Annotated in this window: 10 protein-coding genes; 9 read left to right on the top strand and 1 reads right to left on the bottom strand. The window is 37.9% G+C overall.

Annotation, left to right across the window (positions count from 1 at the left end):
* Positions 1 to 6 precede the first annotated feature (6 nt).
* From ALPR1_RS11610 to ALPR1_RS11640, 7 genes are all read left to right on the top strand, one after another.
* Complete coding sequence (locus ALPR1_RS11610; protein WP_008200899.1) at positions 7 to 768, top strand: phytanoyl-CoA dioxygenase family protein; 762 nt, start codon at positions 7 to 9, stop codon at positions 766 to 768.
* Positions 768 to 995 carry a phosphopantetheine-binding protein gene (locus tag ALPR1_RS11615; protein WP_040302788.1) on the top strand — a complete coding sequence of 76 codons (228 nt, stop codon included), beginning with the start codon at positions 768 to 770 and terminating at the stop codon, positions 993 to 995. The genes ALPR1_RS11610 and ALPR1_RS11615 overlap by 1 nt, the downstream gene beginning before the upstream one ends.
* Before the next feature lie 7 nt (positions 996 to 1,002).
* Positions 1,003 to 5,118 carry a non-ribosomal peptide synthetase gene (locus tag ALPR1_RS11620; RefSeq protein WP_153231804.1) on the top strand — a complete coding sequence of 1,372 codons (4,116 nt, stop codon included), beginning with the start codon at positions 1,003 to 1,005 and terminating at the stop codon, positions 5,116 to 5,118.
* Between the two features lie 81 nt (positions 5,119 to 5,199).
* Positions 5,200 to 6,666, top strand: coding sequence for an SLC13 family permease (locus tag ALPR1_RS11625; RefSeq protein ID WP_008200902.1), 1,467 nt, complete (start codon positions 5,200 to 5,202; stop codon positions 6,664 to 6,666).
* A gap of 338 nt (positions 6,667 to 7,004) precedes the next feature.
* Entirely contained in the window at positions 7,005 to 8,408 is a 1,404-nt protein-coding gene (locus tag ALPR1_RS11630) for a sensor histidine kinase (protein WP_008200904.1), read from the top strand.
* 71 nt (positions 8,409 to 8,479) lie between these two features.
* Complete coding sequence (locus tag ALPR1_RS11635; protein ID WP_153231805.1) at positions 8,480 to 10,012, top strand: S41 family peptidase; 1,533 nt, start codon at positions 8,480 to 8,482, stop codon at positions 10,010 to 10,012.
* A gap of 54 nt (positions 10,013 to 10,066) precedes the next feature.
* Positions 10,067 to 10,744: a LytR/AlgR family response regulator transcription factor gene (locus ALPR1_RS11640; protein WP_008200906.1), complete on the top strand. Its 678-nt coding sequence runs from the start codon at positions 10,067 to 10,069 to the stop codon at positions 10,742 to 10,744.
* Here ALPR1_RS11640 and ALPR1_RS11645 read toward each other — a convergent pair.
* Positions 10,741 to 11,622 (bottom strand): AraC family transcriptional regulator, encoded by an 882-nt coding sequence (locus tag ALPR1_RS11645; protein ID WP_008200908.1) that lies wholly within the window; start codon positions 11,620 to 11,622, stop codon positions 10,741 to 10,743. The two genes, ALPR1_RS11640 and ALPR1_RS11645, sit on opposite strands and share 4 nt — an antisense overlap.
* A 170-nt stretch (positions 11,623 to 11,792) precedes the next feature.
* Between ALPR1_RS11645 and ALPR1_RS11650 the strand changes: the two genes are divergently transcribed.
* Both ALPR1_RS11650 and ALPR1_RS11655 read left to right on the top strand, forming a co-directional pair.
* Positions 11,793 to 15,278, top strand: coding sequence for a PVC-type heme-binding CxxCH protein (locus ALPR1_RS11650; RefSeq protein WP_040302790.1), 3,486 nt, complete (start codon positions 11,793 to 11,795; stop codon positions 15,276 to 15,278).
* A 6-nt stretch (positions 15,279 to 15,284) separates the two neighbouring features.
* Complete coding sequence (locus ALPR1_RS11655) at positions 15,285 to 16,142, top strand: sugar phosphate isomerase/epimerase family protein (RefSeq protein WP_008200913.1); 858 nt, start codon at positions 15,285 to 15,287, stop codon at positions 16,140 to 16,142.
* The last annotated feature ends 35 nt before the right edge of the window (positions 16,143 to 16,177 follow it).

Raw genomic sequence — 16,177 nt, forward strand, 5'->3', positions numbered from 1 at the left:
TCTATTATGCTAAATAAGGATCAAATCGATGCGTATCAAGAGCAAGGCTATTTACATCTAACTAGTTGGTTACAAGGTGATGCATTGGTTCAGATCAAGGAAGCGATTGAAAAAATAGAAAAACTGGATGGTCCAGAGTTTTTTCGGGAAAAGAATTCACAGAAAATCAGGACAGTTTTTGCTCCTGAAAAATTTGATGCCTCAATTCTTGAGTTGCTTGAAAAATCCTCTTTGCCTATCCTAATTAGTCAATTGCTAAATACTGAATTTTACCTTTTCCAATCCAAACTAAATACAAAGAGTAGCTTGGAGTCTGGGGTTTGGAGCTGGCATCAGGATTTTAAGTTCTGGAAAGAAGATGGGATGATTGCTCCCAATGCCTTAACTGTTGCAATTTTATTGTCGGATGTGGAGGTAGCAAATGGTCCTGTTTTGGCGATCCCCTCTTCCCACAAGGAAGGTGAAGTTGAATCTTACCTGAATAATCCGGATGGAGTGCATGATGAGAACTTGAAATACATGATCACCCAAAGTACCTTGGCCAAAATGGTAAAAAAACATAGTCCAATTATACCTTTTACTGGAAAAGCGGGCGATGTTCACATCTTCCATTGTAATCTATTGCATAGCTCTTACCAAAATATGGGTGTGGAAGACAGAAAACTCCTGATGTTTACTTTCAACCCAACAGATAATATTAAAGAAGTCACTGAGCCGCGACCTGATTATATGGTCAAAAGAAACCGAACCGCATTAAATCCAAATTAATGGTTGAAGAAATTACCAATTATATCAATAAGGAAATAAATATCCTTGTCACCCAAGAGGAGGAATTACTTAGCAGTGGATTGATAGATAGTATCACTATTATGAAGCTTATTGCTCACCTAGAGGAAGCATATGAAATAAAAGTACCGCCTCAAGATATGGTCATTGAAAATTTCAATTCAGTATCCTCCATATCAGAATATATTGCTCAACAGCAGAATAAATAATTCAAGTTTGCAAGCATCAAAAAGCACCATTTCCAGCCTTACTGGGAGTCAACAGAGTATTTGGGCAAGTCATAAAATCGATCCCCACTCCACTTCCAATTACTTACCACATACTTTCAAATTGAGAGGTGAAATTGATATCTATGCTTTTGAGCAAGCTTTCAATAAGCTTATCTCCAATAACGATTCCCTAAGAACAATTTTTCAGGAAAATGAAGAGCTGGAAGTGGAGCAAATTGTGTTGCAGGAAATGGATTTCACCCTGGAATCAATACACGTTTCAGAAACTGAGGTAAATTCTTTTATTGATCATAGAATACTTCAGCCCATAGATCTTCATCAAAGATGTTTTGATTCCACCCTGATAAAGCTCGGTGAAGAGCATTTCATCTGGTACTTAAGCGTACATCATATTTTAGCGGATGCTGCCTCTATAAAAATTCTCTTTGAAGAAATGGCCAAACTCTATCAGGCTGAGTTAAGCCATCAAAAGATTGAATTTGAAAAAAAATCAAGTTTTGAAAAATACAGAGAGTTTGAGTTAGAGAAGCGAAATTCTAAAAACACGCCTTCAGCTGAATACTGGAAGTCCAAAGGTCAAATACCTGATAAAAAATTAGCTCTTTACGGGAATGAAAAATCTTCAAAGTCTAAAGCAAGAAGGGTCAAAATTCCTATTGATAGAGCATTAAAGGATTCATTAGACGAAAAGCTGAATACTGGAGGGTATCGCTCCTTTAACCCAGATCTTACCAAGTTTACGATTTGGTCCACGCTCTTCGCTGCCTTTATTTCCAGAATTTCCGGTGAATCAAATATTCGATTGGGAAGCCCCTTCCCTAACCGAAATCTGAGTGACTTTAAAAATACAACCGGCCTTTTGATAGAAGTGCTACCCTTTGATATTCAGGTAACTAGTGAAGATACTTTTCAGAGTCTATTTGGAAAGGTTAGGCTTGAACTTTTCGATTTTTTTAAAAACGGATACCCAGGCGCTCAAACAATGGAAAATGCCAGAGGAATTCACTTGGTGGTAAATTACATTCCCATTTGTTTTGGAGATTTTGGAACCATACCCTGTAAAACCAAATGGTTATTTCCCGGGGAATTGGACCCTGGTCATCAACTCCGATTACAAGCTTTTGATTTTAATAATCAAACGAACTTGGACTACTATTTTGATGTAAATGAAGCTTATTTTACGGATTCTCAGATAGAGCTTCTCCCCGATCATTTTACGAAGCTAGTTCAGGCATTTATTTCAGATGATGGATCAAAAATATCCGATGTTAAACTGGTAACAGATCAGGAAAAAGCTGAGCTTATTAATACGTATGAAAGCTCTGAAAACACCATCCTATCTCTTGACAATCAACTTAAAAACATTTTTGAACAAAATTCAAATAATAGAGCCTTAGCTTTAGGAGAGGAAAGCATTTCCTTTAGAGAACTCGACATTCTTATTAATAAGACTTGTTTAAAGCTCTTAGAGCAAGGAGTCAAGCCTCAAAACGTAGTAGTTGTTCATAAGGAAAGATCTGCTGAATACATCATATCTATTCTGGCTATTTTAAGATTGGGTGCCACATTTGTTCCCTTACCAGTAGGTTTACCTCAAAAGCGAATACAGGTCATATTGGAAGACTTAAAACCTAAATTGCTTATTAGTGCTTCCTCAGATTTTGGTTCTAATTATGCTACATCAGACATCAATCTTCAGGAACTTCGGTCTTCTGAAAACCAAAAAGCTGAATTAGAATTAGGTATAGATCAAAATCGTAGCACTTATATCCTTTTCACTTCAGGCTCTACAGGAAAACCTAAAGGAGTAGAAGTTTCTCTCCTCTCTTTAGCTAACTATATCCAAGAAGCGAAGAACTTGTATAGCAAGGGTCAGGAAGTAAGCATGCCCTTTTTTACATCGATTGGCTTTGATTTAACCATCACTTCGATATTTCTTCCACTATTAACAGGTGGATCCATCCATATTTATCCTGAAAGCAAAGGAACATCAGATTTATCTATTCTAGAAGTTGTCAAAAACAAGCAGATAAACGCGATTAAACTTACTCCCTCCCATGCAAGAGTTATTCAAGGAAGTGAATTAAAAGACTCACAGCTACATACGGTCATTTTTGGAGGGGAAAACCTGGAAACAAATCTTGCATTGGACTTTCAATCCCAGCTGCCAGAAGCTGCAGAAATCTTCAATGAATATGGCCCCACCGAAGCAACCGTCGGATGTATCGTTCATAAATTTGACCCTAATGAAAAAGCTTTTTCTGTGCCCATAGGTAAGCCCATTTCAGATTGTTATTTCTATGTGTTAGATGAACGCTTAAATCCGGTACCGCAGGGGGTTCCAGGAAACTTATATTTAGGAGGTAAAGTCCTTGCTCTTGGGTATTATCAAAACCAAAACCTTACCGATGAATCATTTATAAACAACCCTTATCAGGATGGTCAAAAGATTTATAAATCAGGAGATCTAGCCAGATTGAATGCCCACGGAAATCTCGAATATTTGGGAAGGGCTGATGAGCAAATAAAGCTAAATGGAGTACGAATTGAATCTACTGAATTAGAACTACTTATCTCCAAATTCCCCAGCGTTGAGGAGACACATATAGTATTAGCGGACTCTCAAGAGGATTTATTTGAAGTTCCTGATTTTTACTGTAAAAATTGTGGTATTCCTTCTACTTACCCTGATGCCAGCTTTAACGAAGAAGGCGTATGTAATCTTTGCGAATCATTTGAGGAGTACCAATCTAATGTCTCCACATACTTTAAGTCATTTGATAACCTGAAATCAGAAATATTGGGTTTAGGTGAGGAAAAAGAGAAAGAATACGACTGCTTGATGCTTTTAAGTGGAGGTAAAGACAGTAGTTACGCTTTGGCCAAATTGGTTGAACTTGGGTTAAACGTTCTTGCTTGGACTCTGGATAACGATTTTATTTCGGATAATGCCAAGGAGAACATCAATAATACCACCAGTAAGCTAGGTGTTGACCATATTTATGGTAGAACAGATGCGATGAATGCGATTTTCAGAGATAGCCTAGAGCGACATCAAAACGTCTGTAATGGCTGCTTTAAAACCGTTTATACCTTAAGTACCAAACTGGCATTGGAAAAACATATACCAGTGATCGTTACTGGACTTTCCAGAGGACAATTTTTTGAAACCAGACTCACAGAAGAGCTTTTCTTAAAGGATCATTTTGACCCAGCTGATATAGATAATATCATTTTGGAGACCCGTAAATCTTACCATAGAAGTAAAGATGCAGTAAGCGAATACCTGGATGTTTCCATGTTTGAGACTGATGAAGTTTTCTCCAAAGTTTCCTTTGTTGATTTTTATCGCTTCAGCGATGTAAGTCTTTCGGAGATGATTGATTACTTAGAAAATAAAATTGGATGGAAGAGGCCAAAGGATACGGGCCGAAGCACCAATTGTATCATCAATGATCTAGGCATCTATGTTCATAAAAGGAAAAAAGGGTATCACAACTATGCATTCCCTTATAGCTGGGATGTAAGAGTAGGACATAAAAAGCGAGAGGAAACAATAGATGAGCTGAATGATGAATTAAGTGAGAATGCAATAAAGGAGCTCATGCAAGAGATTGGAATGGAATCCCAAGGTCCTTCAAAAGAGATAAGGGCCTATTTCAAAGCTTCTTCTCAAGTAAATAAGAATGAACTCATTGCCTATTTGAGAGAATTTCTTCCTTCAAATATGATTCCTAGCATCTACATTCAAATTGATTCTTTTCCTCTTACTGCCAATGGAAAAGTAGACAAACAGGCACTCCTGAGAAGCCAAACCAAAAGTGCTCCACAAAAAAATAAGGCAATAGTTAAGCCCAAGAATAAAATTGAAGAATTGGTGCACAGCACATGGTGCTCTGTTCTCAAAATGGATAGTATAGATGTAACGGATTCATTTATTCCGCTTGGTGGAAATTCACTTTCAGCGATTAGAATTGTATCTCTTTTAAGTAAAAGGCTCAACCTTGAAATAAGTATTCAAGAATTCTTTGAGCAAGATTCAATCCGAAAGCTCTCAGCGAGTATTGAAGCAGAAATCAAAAAGCGGATGGGTATACATTGATATAAAATTTTTGGTTTTTTAAGTGTTTAATTTTTTCTCTGACTAAGGATATGTTTTGAAAAGTTTTAGCTTTAAAGCTTCATGAAAATCAATCTCAAATCATTAGGGCTATACTTTGGGCCTATTGCCTTCGTTTTAATAAACTTTTTTGTCGTTTTCAATGATCTAAATCCTGCAGCTCAAGCCATGTTGGCTTTAGCTGCATGGATGGCTATTTGGTGGATCTCGGAAGCTTTACCCATTGCTGCCACTGCATTCCTTCCTTTGATATTAATGCCCTTACTTGACATTCTTCCCATCGCAGATGTGTCTTCGAATTATATGCATCCTACGGTTCTATTGTATATGGGAGGATTTTTATTGGCAACAGGAATAGAAAAATGGAATCTCCACCGGAGGATCGCTCTTAATATCATCAATCTTTTAGGAACAGATCTTAGAAGAATTGTTCTTGGCTTTATTCTGGCAACAGGAATATTATCCATGTGGATTTCCAACTCTGCAACCTCTCTTATGATGCTACCCATTGGTTTGGCTGTTGTAAATCAATTTAAATCCCAATTAGGAGAATCTAATTCCTCTGTTGCTGATCGCTTAGGTAAAAATATCATGTTGGGAATAGCCTATAGTGCCTCAATTGGTGGTTTGGCAACTCTGATAGGAACTCCTACCAATGCGATTATGGCTGCAGTCATTAAGGATTTGTATGATTACAGCATAGGCTTTAATGAATGGTTGGCATTTGGACTACCATTGGTATCCGTCATGCTATTTATTTGCTGGTACTACTTGGTGAGTGCGGCTAATCCCCTACCCAAGAAATTCTCCCTTTCTGATGGTAAAAACATCATTTCAACGCAGCTAAAGGCTTTGGGAAAAATCAGTTTTGAGGAAAAACTGGTGATGATTGTTTTTGGATTGGTTTGTTTAGCCTGGATATTAAGAAGTTTTGTCTTGGTAAAAATTTTACCAGGAATTGATGATACCATCATCGTTTTGGTGGGTGTACTCATCTTGTTTATCCTTCCATCTTCCTCTGGTGAAGATCGAATATTGGACTGGAAAACTGCAGAGCGAATCCCTTGGGGCGTTTTGATCCTTTTTGGTGGTGGACTGGCATTGGCAGCGGGCTTCAAAGAAACGGGATTAGCAGAGTGGATTGGTCAGCGATTTACGCTTATTGAAGGTATTTCTTTCTTCCTATTGCTTTTGATTATCATCGCTTCGGTCAACTTCCTAACTGAGGTTACTTCCAATGTGGCGACTGCTTCCATGTTGCTTCCAATTCTAGCTTCCGTAGCTCTTAAGCTAGATTTACACCCATTTGGGTTGATGATTGCTGCAACCTTAGCAGCCAGTTGTGCCTTTATGCTTCCGGTTGCTACTCCACCGAATGCCGTGGTTTTTGGTTCCGGCTATCTGCAGATGAAAGATATGGTTCGCGCCGGATTTTGGCTGAATATCATTTCTATCTTTTTGGTATCTCTAATGGTGTATTTTGTACTTCCATGGATGTGGGAAATTGATTTGCTTAAAAACCCATTTTGATTTATGATGTTAGATGTTAGAAGTACAATTTTTTAAATCATATATCTAAAATCATACATCTTATATTTCAATTCAAATTCCGTCACAAAATCTTCCCATTTCGTCACATTCTTTTGTAAGACTTTCCATTCTCCTCTATTCTTGAACTATCAATTAGAAAAGAAATTAATGGATACCAAGAAAGTCTTTTATTTACTGATTATACTCGCAATCATTTACAACTTCCTAATGGCAGTTTCTTGCCAGAGTGAGCAGGGTATGACTCAAGAGAAAGACTTTATATCCAATTCAAATCTAGTTGATATAAAGTAATTCAACTTATTTAATAACAACATCTTATGAAATCTAAAAGGTTTGCATTTCGGGAATTAGAATGGTGGATACTCACCTTTGTGTTTTTGATAATTGTTCTCACCAATATCGTGATTACCATGTCATCAAATCACTATCCGGTAGAAAAATTCTTCGGGATAGTCATCATGCCAATCGTCATTTATATAGGGTTTTATGTGATGCATTTGGTAATAATTCCCAAATACCTCAAAGACAAAAATGTCCTGCATCTGGTGCTGTATAGCTTGTTAGCGGCATCTGTAACAGGTGCCTTGTCTGGTGCTTGCGCAGGAGTAAATGACATGGATGCAGAAAAATTCTTTCGCTTTTATTTTGGCACGCTTTCTTTGTATTCAGTCTACCTGGTGACTGCTATTCTACTCAGAAAAATGTTCCTACCTCCTATTTTCAAGGATTTTCAAATCTACAATGGAGTTAGGTTATTCATCATTTTCTTATTTGTAAGCATATTCTTATTCGTTTCCAGAATCTTTGTCAATGATGCAGTACTAGTCATCCTGCTAATGATTGTCCCTGGTATCTCCTTTTTTGTGATCTACAATTACTTCCTGCTTTATAGAAATAAGATCAGTGGAAATATGAAAGCTTATCGTTGGTTTCTCTGGGGTTTGATCGGAGTGATTATGATCGGGTTCTTTCTCGCTGCTGTAGAAAACAATGTTCCTGAAATCATACTTCTAGGCGTGGGAATGGTGCTTTTGCTGGTCTTTGTCGTCTTCCCGGTATCCAATTTAATCTTTGGGAAATACGAAGATTTTATCGGTAAAATCGATGTACTTTCTGTGCAAGTCAATCAGAGTACTGCCAACCTTAGTTTCCTTCGATCCCAGATTAATCCACACTTTCTTTTTAACGCACTCAACACCCTTTATGGCTCTGCCTTGATGGAAAATGCAGAAAAAACATCCGATGGCATCCAAAAACTGGGAGATATGATGAGGTTTATGTTGCATGAAAATCAGATGGATAAAATCCCTCTTTCCAGAGAAATCGATTACCTCAGAAATTACCTAGACCTTCAAATGCTTCGTTTTGCCAAAGAAGATCATTTGGATGTTACTATTCAGATTGGTGAAGAGCATTGTCATGGTGACATCTCCCCTATGCTTTTGATTCCATTTGTGGAAAATGCCTTTAAACATGGTATCAGCACCAAAAGCAAGTCTTGGATTAAGATTAACCTTCGTTGCCTGAAAGGTTCAGTCCATCTGGATGTGGTCAATAGCATGCATCCCAAAAAAGTTACTGAAGATCCAAAGGATGAGTCGGGAATAGGATTAGAAAATGTCAAAAGCAGATTGACGCACTTTTATCCTCAAAAACACAACCTAACTATTGTAGCGAATGAATTTGAGCATTTTGTGCATTTATCCGTTCAACTTCAGTGACTTGCCTGATTTGAAACACGGTGGAGATGTTTTTTCATCTCCTAAAATTCATCCTCTCAAAAAGAAAGACATTGAAAAAATACCTGCTTTTACTCTGTACAATCTTATCGATTTCATGTTATGGACAAAAGGAAACACATTTTATATCCATTAATCAAGTAAGAGAAGACTTGAATTACCTGGATGAGATTCTTCGGGAAAAGTCTTCCTATCAGGGCTTAAATGGATTTGATTATCATAAATCTTTTGACACCTACCTCAATAAAATTGAATCAAAGGACTCAATTTCTGTTCTGGAATTCGGATTGTTTCTTTCCCAGACAATGGGGAAAATTGGAGATCGACATTCCTATATCAAAGGATATGATCTCCCTGAATCCAAATACCTACCCATGGCTTTTGCCCCTTTGGATGAAAAAGTTTTGGTTTTAGAATTTGATAGAGAGCAGGAGGTTTATAAAAGGTGGCATTCTGAATATCCTTACTTGAAATCAATAGAGCAGATTCCAATAAATGATATCCTTTCCAAATCTATTCCAGGGGAAGAGTTGGCTCCTGAAAATTCCTTCACACTTAGAGCTGTTAGGGAATTGAGGAACATAGAGACCCTTTTTTATATTTTAAACAAGGAATTACCCAACCCCATTTCAATTACCCTTACCAATGAAGAGGGGGAAGAAAAACTCTTTAGCATCCCTTTGGTCGAAAAAGATAAAAGACCCAGAATATGGGATGAGAGGTATCATAAGAAGGGATTTTTCTTTGAGTTTTATGAGGATCAAATTAATAACAGAAAAATCATTGAGCAGTTTTTTCGGATAGATGATCAATTAGCGTACATCCAAATCCCATCTATGGTCGATCGAAAGGATAGCCCTACTTTCTTCCAAATGCTAGGTTCCTTCATGGAAGAGGCAAAAAATACAGAAGCCTTAATTATTGATGTTAGAGATAACGGTGGTGGATCCAGGGATTTAATTCAGGAATTGGCAGGCTATCTTGTTCACCCTGACTCAATTTATGTTGTCAACGTAACAAGACAAAGAGGTGAATTACCTCTTAATAATGAATTAAAAGAGAGATTAAACTCACGGTTTTTATTTCCCAAAAGTGAATTTGAGCCTAGAGAACAAGAAACTATCAATCGGTTTATTTCCACTTTTGAGCCCATGTATCAACTCAATGAGAAAAACTTTAGCGAAAACTATTATTACTTGCTTAACGGGAAAAAACTATCGACTGACAAATACCATTTTAATAAGCCCGTTTATATTTTGGCCAACGAACGAACCTTTAGTGCCGCTTCTATTCTAGTATCAGTATTCAAAGGCCTACCCAATATAAAAATTGTAGGAACCAATACAGACGGGTCAAGTGGGAATAGTGAAAGGTTTAATTTGCCACATTCTCAATTAGATGGAAAAATCAGCACCATGGTCTCTTTTCAAAAAGATGGGCAGATCTTAGATGGAATAGGCACTTCGCCAGATATCAGAATTGAAAGAAACTTGAATCAGGTATATTGGAGCGAAGATTACCAACTCCAGAAATTAATTGAATTGATCGAGGAAGAAATAAAAAATGCCTCCTCTAAAAGCAATTAAAGTATTCTCCACCGTTATGAGCCTCGAAACCTACCATTTTAAAACTCAAAATATATGATCAAAGCAATAGCCATAGATGATGAGAAAATGGCTTTGGAAGTCATCAAAGCACATGCTTCAAAAGTTCCTTTTTTGCATTTGGACGAAGTTTTTTTAGATGCCATTCAAGCCTTGGAATACGTTAAAGAGCAGTCGGTAGATTTGATCTTCTTGGACATCAATATGCCTGATATTTCAGGAATTGACTTTGCTGGTTTACTTCCCAAAGAAACCATGGTTGTGTTTACCACAGCCTACTCTGATTTTGCTGTAAAGGGTTTTGAACTGGATGCTTTGGACTATTTATTAAAGCCTTTTAATCTCAGCAGATTCATAAAGGCTTGCCAAAAGGCACAGGAATGGATGGAATTGCAACCAGAAAGAGAACCAGAATCCACTTTTATCAAAACGGGTGAAGGTCAGGTTAGATTGCATTTTGGTGAGCTACTTTTCTGTGAGGCCAGTGGAAACTATGTGACTTTCCAGTCTGAAGAAGAAAAGGTGCTCAGTAGAATGACCTTAGCCGAGGTAGAGAACCTACTGCCTTCCTATTTTATCCGAACCCATCGTTCCTTTTTAGTCAACAGCAAAAAAGTGGATAAAGTAGAAAAGCATCTACTTCATTTACAGCAGAAAACCGTTCCTGTAAGTTTGTCTTATATGGATCAGGTGATGGAGTTTTTTCAGGTTTAGGAATCTATAAAGCTATCCAGGTATTCCTTACGGTAATTGAGTGGGGTCTTCCCTATTCTATCCTTAAACTGTTTATTAAAGTTGGAAAGCGTATTAAATCCACTTTCGTAGCAAACCTCTGAAATATGAATATCCTCCTCATGCAGAAGTTTACAGGCATGACTGATCCGTACATCACTTACAAAATCAGAGAAAGATTTGTTTGCCCGGGATTTAAAAAACCTACTAAAAGCACTAACAGATAAGTTTGCCAATTCCGCCACTTCCTGAAGAGTGATCTTTGATTTGTAATTGTTCATCACATATTCATACACTTCCCCCATTCTATCTTTCTCGGACTCTTTGTTAAGATTGATGTATTCTGGGTTTGTAATTGGCGTAATATCCTTTGAATGAGACAAATAAGTCAAAATCTCCAGCAACTGAACCAATTGACTAGAACCTTTCAATTGAACCAGCTTTTTCATCATTTTGGTCACTTCGGCATTACTTTTTCCATTAACTGATAAGCCACGGATTGAAGCTTTCATAAGTCTCCCGATATCCTCAAATTCTTCTTTTTCAAAGATTCCATTACCCAAAAAATCTTCAGGAAAATAGATGACAATCAAGTGAGTTTCAAGATCGTTTTCCGGATCAAAATAGATATCATCCGAACGCCAAACATGGGGTAAATTTGGACCTGTCATAACCAAGTCACCTTCTTTAAAAGGCTTGATATCATCGCCTATATAGCGAGTCCCTCTCCCCTTTAGTATAACTACTAGTTGATACTCAGGATGAAAATGCCAATATTTATCAAAATATGGAGCGATAAGTTCCTTTACCACAAAAACTTTGGTGTCTGGAATTCGAGACTTCTTAAGTGGATTTTTCATAAATTTTAGCTTTGTTATGCTCTAATTATGTACAATATTCATGCAAGGAGGGTAAAATTCAGTCATTATTCAAATCAAAACAGTGAGAAATTTTATTAAATTATTCTGAATATTGGTATTCAATTGATATTTAAACCCATTCTATGAGTATATCTAAAAAGTTACCCCCAATGAGATTTTCTTGGTTAATGGCCACCATGGTCATTTCCATGCTCTTAGTGAGCTGTGGAAAGAAAAAGAGCGGGACATTTCTGTCCGCCACGGAACCTAGACGCGTTGAAATTTTAGTCTTAGGTCATGAGAGTGAACATCATAACTCAGAAAAGTTAATGATGTATCTACAAACTCCATTATTTCAAAAAGGCATCAATCTGACGTATACGACAGATGTGAGCGATTTGAATCCAACGAAATTGAGCAATTACGATGGATTATTGATTTATGCCAATCACGATGAAATCACTCCTGAACAAGAAACTGCTTTAAAGGATTTCGTTCAGGGAGGAAAAGCATTGATTCCGATTCACTCGGCATCCTTCTGCTTCCAAAACTCTCCTTGGTTTATTTCAGCTGTCGGTGGTCAGTTTAGTACCCATGAAACTGGTGACTTTACTGCTGAGATCGTAGACAAAGATCACCCAGCTATGCAAGGGATCAATGAGTTTGAGACTTGGGATGAAACTTACGTTCATAGCCAGGTAAACCCTGACATGCATGTGTTAATGGAGCGTGTAGAAGGTGATCACAGAGAACCTTACACTTGGACACGTGAAGAAGGTAGCGGTAGAGTATTCTATACTGCTTACGGACATAATGAGAAAACTTGGGAAAAAGACGAATTCCAAGAGCTTGTTGCTAACGGTATCCTTTGGGCTGTAGGTGATGATGTAAATAAGCTTTTGGCTGAATACAACATTCCAGAGCCAACATTTGAGGATGCAGATATTCCTAACTATGAGAGAAAGGATCCAGCACCAAGATTCCAGCACCCACTTTCTCCTGAAGAATCTATGAAGCTTGTTCAGGTACCAGTAGGATTTGAATTAGAGCTTTTTGCATCTGAGCCAATGATCATCAACCCAATCGCATTCACATGGGATGAGAGAGGTAGATTGTTTGTCATAGAGACAACAGATTATCCAAATGAGATCAGAAAAGAAGGTGGAGACGATAAAATTAAAATTCTTGAAGATACTAACGGAGACGGTAAAGCTGATAAAGTAACCATCTTTGCTGAGGGCTTAAATATCCCTACTTCTATCACAGCTGTAAATGGTGGAATGTTGATTTCCATGGCTCCTGACTTTGTATTCTTGAAAGATACAGATGGAGATGATGTGGCAGACGTTAGAGAAACCATCATGACCGGATGGGGTAAATTTGATACGCATGCCGGTCCATCTAATCTTAAATATGGATTTGATAACAAAATCTGGGGAGTATTAGGCTACTCTGGATTTAATGGTACCGTGAGTGGTAAACAGTTTAACTTCAGCCAAGGTGTTTATCGTTTTGATCCATCAGGAGAAAACATGGAATTCCTAGGTCGTACCAGTAATAACACTTGGGGACTTGGTTTCTCTGAAGATAATGAAACGTTTATTTCCACAGCAAACGGACAACACTCTGTTTACTTGGCAATGGACACCAAATTTGTCAAGAGAACCATTTACAGAGGTACTCCTAATACTGCCACGGGTATAGATTCTCACTTTGACATGCCTCACCTAACTCCTTTTTTAAGACAGGTGGATTGGCATGGAAGTTATACTGCTGCTGCAGGTCATAACATTTATACGGCGAGAAATTTCCCTAAAGAATACTGGAATAAGATAGGCTTTGTTGCTGAACCAACGGGTCGGGTACTACACAATGCAAAATTGATTGAAGAAGGATCCGGATATACCGAGAAAAACGATTTCAACATATTGGCAAGTTCTGATGAGTGGTTTAGTCCTGTTCATGCTGAGGTAGGACCAGATGCATCTCTATGGGTTGCTGATTGGTACAACTTCATTATCCAGCACAACCCTACTCCAAGAGGATTTGAAAATGGTGAAGGAAACGCTTATATCAACCCATTAAGAGATAGACAGCATGGTAGAATTTACCGTCTTACTTATAAAGGTGGAGATGCTTCTGAAAGCTTTGACCTGAAAGATGCTGACGGTAGTGAGTTACTTGAGGCAATGAAGAGTGATAACCTTTTCTGGAGAATGACAGCTCAGAGATTAATCGTTGAGACTCAAAACAAAGAAGTAGTAGAAGGTCTATACGAGTTGATCAATTCTCAAGAAGTAGATGAAGCCGGTATCAATGGACCTGCGATTAATGCACTTTGGACATTGAAAGGTCTTGGTGAGCTAGAAGGATCAAATAGCCAAGCTCAAGATGTAGTAACGAAAGCGTTGAGTCATCCTTCTGCTGCTGTAAGAAAAAATGCAGTGAGAGTACTTCCTAGAAATCAGGCTGGACTTGATGCGATTATGACTGCAAATTTGATGGAAGACGCTAATCTTCAGGTTAGAAAGTTTGCAATACTAGCTGTATCTGAAATGCCAGCTTCTGACGCTGTATCGAATAAATTATTGACTATTTCAGAAAATGCTGACAATGCAAAAGACGAGTTTATTCCACAAGCCATATTTGCTGCGGCATTGACTCATCCTTCTGCTTTTGAGGGAAGACCAACTCCAGAAGCTCCAGCTGAAGGGGAAGAAATGAGCATTGCTGATAGAGTTTCTAAAAGCTTAATCTCTGAATTGTATACGCTTGATCCTAGAAATGCTTTGCTATTCCCACCAGATCCAACTGGAAAAGAAATTACTATCGAAATGTCAGTTTCTCCAGGAAGAGATGATTTAGATGGAGTGATAGTAGCACAAGGAAATAGCACCAATGGCTATAGCTTGTACGTCTATAAGAACGCTTTGCACTTCGCAGTAGCACAAGATGGTGATGTGAAAATCATTAGCTCTCGTAGAAACTTACCATCTGAGAAATTCATGATCAATGCTACCCTATTAGAAGGCGGTAACATGAGCTTGAAGATTGATGGAAACGAAGTAGCAAAAGGAAAAACAAAAGGCTTATTTACAACTGCCTTATCTCCTGCAAATGTTAGAGTTGGACAATTTGATTCAAACAACAAAGTGGGTGATTATGAAGGCAATTGGAGATTCTCAGGTAGAATCGGAAACGACTCTAGCTTGGATTTGAAAAAAGTAAGCTCTGAAGATAATGAGGTTGTTGCTTCTATAGAAAAGCCAGAAGTAGTAAAAGATGGGATTGTGACTTTAACCGCAGTCCCACATGAAATGAAATTCGATAAATCAACTTTCATAGTAAATGCAGGTTCAAGTTTGGTAATTGATTTTATCAACCCAGATTTTGTTCAACACAATTTGATAATTGGAAGCATGGGATCCTTTGACAAGATCAGCGAGGCAGCGGTAGCAATGGCTCAGAACTTGACAGGAATGGACAAAGGTTTTGTTCCAAGTATTCCAGAAGTATTGGCAGCTACCGGTTTGGTATTCCCAAATTCTGAAGATTCAATTATCATGACAGTTCCATCGGAGACAGGCGATTATCCATTCGTCTGTACTCTTCCAAACCATTGGAAATCGATGAACGGCATTATGAAAGTTATTTAATTAAATATGGCATTAGACGTAAAATTTGGGGTAAGCACCTGGTTATGGACTTCCCCATTTTCAAAAGAAACGCTCTCACTCCTACCTAAAATAAAATCATTTGGATACGACGCAGTGGAAATCCCTGTGGAAGATCCAACTTTAATAGACATTAAAGAAGTAAAAGCTGCATTGGAAGACAATGGTTTGACGGCAGCTATCTGTGGTGCTTTCGGTACAAGTCGAGACTTGACAAATGAAGATCCAAGCTTTCATAAAACAAGCTTTGATTACATCAACGAATGTTTTGAAATCGCTGCAGGCCTAGATTGTAAATTTGTTGCCGGCCCTATGTATTCTGCGGTTGGAAAGGCAAGATTAGTCTCACCTGAACAGAAGAAAATAGAATGGGACAGAGCAGTAAGCAATTTGAGAATTGTATGTGAAAATGCACGTAAATTTGGATTACAAATCGCTTTGGAAACATTGAATCGCTTTGAGACAGACTTGATCAATACCTGCGAAGAATTAATGCAGCTGATCCAGGATATCAATGAGCCTGAAGCCAAAGTGATTTTGGATGGATTCCATATGAGTATAGAGGAACCAGATCCAGAAGCAGCTATTAAATTGGCAGGAGATAAATTGATTCACTTCCAGGTATCCGAAAATTACCGAGGTACTCCTGGAACTGGCCAAACTCCATGGGATGCTTACAAGCGGGGTTTAGAAGCTGTCAACTACAAAGGGATAGTTTCTATAGAAAGTTTTACTCCGGAAGTGAAAGAATTAGCAGGAGCTGTTTGTATATGGAAACCGTTGGCTCCAAGCCAAGATAGCTTCGCCAGTGAGGGATTGAAATTCCTTAAAAACTGGGCAAAATAATTCAGATTATTGAAACAATACATTACCTATAAAAA

Origin of the sequence: Algoriphagus machipongonensis (assembly GCF_000166275.1) — a bacterium.
In the GTDB taxonomy this organism is placed as follows: Bacteria; Bacteroidota; Bacteroidia; order Cytophagales; family Cyclobacteriaceae; genus Algoriphagus; species Algoriphagus machipongonensis.

What these genes read in the sequence shown, in the direction of transcription:
- ALPR1_RS11610 (WP_008200899.1), top strand. Translation starts at nt 7, where the DNA reads ATGCTAAATAAGGATCAAATCGATGCGTATCAAGAGCAAGGCTATTTA.
- ALPR1_RS11615 (WP_040302788.1), top strand. Translation starts at nt 768, where the DNA reads ATGGTTGAAGAAATTACCAATTATATCAATAAGGAAATAAATATCCTT.
- ALPR1_RS11625 (WP_008200902.1), top strand. Translation starts at nt 5,200, where the DNA reads ATGAAAATCAATCTCAAATCATTAGGGCTATACTTTGGGCCTATTGCC.
- ALPR1_RS11630 (WP_008200904.1), top strand. Translation starts at nt 7,005, where the DNA reads ATGAAATCTAAAAGGTTTGCATTTCGGGAATTAGAATGGTGGATACTC.
- ALPR1_RS11640 (WP_008200906.1), top strand. Translation starts at nt 10,067, where the DNA reads ATGATCAAAGCAATAGCCATAGATGATGAGAAAATGGCTTTGGAAGTC.
- ALPR1_RS11645 (WP_008200908.1), bottom strand. Translation starts at nt 11,622, where the DNA reads ATGAAAAATCCACTTAAGAAGTCTCGAATTCCAGACACCAAAGTTTTT.
- ALPR1_RS11650 (WP_040302790.1), top strand. Translation starts at nt 11,793, where the DNA reads ATGAGATTTTCTTGGTTAATGGCCACCATGGTCATTTCCATGCTCTTA.
- ALPR1_RS11655 (WP_008200913.1), top strand. Translation starts at nt 15,285, where the DNA reads ATGGCATTAGACGTAAAATTTGGGGTAAGCACCTGGTTATGGACTTCC.